The sequence below is a fragment of the Ochrobactrum sp. C6C9 genome, from assembly GCF_022627935.1.
Classification (GTDB): Bacteria; Pseudomonadota; Alphaproteobacteria; order Rhizobiales; family Rhizobiaceae; genus Brucella; species Brucella teleogrylli.
In genome coordinates, this window is record NZ_JABXGB010000090.1 from 1 (window position 1) to 1,218 (window position 1,218).

Here is a 1,218-nt window from a genome sequence, read left to right on the forward strand (position 1 = left end):
TCGGGCGTTGAGCTTGCCAACGTCAAGATGTCGATGAACCCTTTTGACGAGATTGCGGTTGAAGAGGCGATCCGTCTGAAGGAAGCTGGCAAGGTAACGGAGATTGTGGCTGTTTCGGTTGGCCCGGCACAGGCGCAGGAAACGCTGCGCACGGCGCTTGCCATGGGTGCGGACCGCGCCATTCTGGTCAAGACCGACGAGACGGTCGAGCCACTCGGCGTTGCCAAGGTGTTGAAGGGCGTGGTCGAGGCTGAACAGCCGGATCTCGTTTTCCTCGGCAAGCAGGCGATCGACGACGATGCCAACCAGACCGGCCAGATGCTGTCGGCGCTCCTCAACTGGAGCCAGGCAACCTTTGCCTCCAAGGTGGAACTGGCTGACGGTTCGGCCAAGGTCACGCGCGAAGTGGATGGCGGTCTGCAGACCATCGATGTGAAGCTTCCGGCGATTGTCACGGTTGATCTTCGTTTGAACCAGCCGCGTTATGCGTCGTTGCCCAATATCATGAAGGCGAAGAAGAAGCCGCTGGACGAGAAGTCGCCTGCCGATTTCGGCGCCGATATTGCGCCACGCCTCAAGGTGCTGAAGACCGAAGAGCCGGGTGGCCGCAAGGCTGGCGTCAAGGTTGGCTCGGTTGCCGAGCTGGTTGAGAAGCTCAAGGCTGACGGCATCATCTAAGAAATCGGAAGGGACGAGATAAATGGCTATTCTTCTTATCGCCGAACACGACAATGCAACCCTTTCGGACCAGACGGCAAAGGCGCTGACGGCAGCTGCCCAGATCGGCGGCGATGTCGATATTCTGGTTGCAGGCAAGGGTGCAAAATCTGCAGCCGATGCAGCCGCCAAGCTCAAAGGCGTGCGCAAGGTTCTGCTGGCTGAAAGCGATGCGCTGGAAAACCGTCTGGCCGAGCCAACGGCAGCACTCATCGTGGAACTCGCCGCCAATTACGACACGGTCATCGCACCGGCGACGACCTCGGCCAAGAACATCCTGCCGCGCGTTGCAGCACTTCTCGATGTGATGCAGTTGTCCGAAATCATGGAAGTGGTGTCAGCGGATACGTTCAAGCGTCCGATCTATGCGGGCAATGCGATCCAGACAGTGCAGTCCACCGACGCCAAGAAGGTGATCACAGTGCGTACGGCCTCCTTCTCCGCAACGGGCGAGGGTGGTTCGGCTGCCGTCGAGAACGCAACCGTGCCTGCCGATCCGGC

General features: G+C 59.7%; 1 protein-coding gene and 1 pseudogene. Both read left to right on the forward strand.

Annotation, left to right across the window (positions count from 1 at the left end; genetic code table 11):
• Positions 1 to 678 (forward strand): electron transfer flavoprotein subunit beta/FixA family protein (locus tag HWD97_RS24170; RefSeq protein WP_371835798.1); only part of this gene is annotated, 678 nt, incomplete at its 5' end.
• Positions 679 to 700: 22 nt separating this feature from the next.
• Positions 701 to 1,218 (forward strand): annotated as a pseudogene (locus HWD97_RS24175) (electron transfer flavoprotein subunit alpha/FixB family protein); the annotation flags it as partial.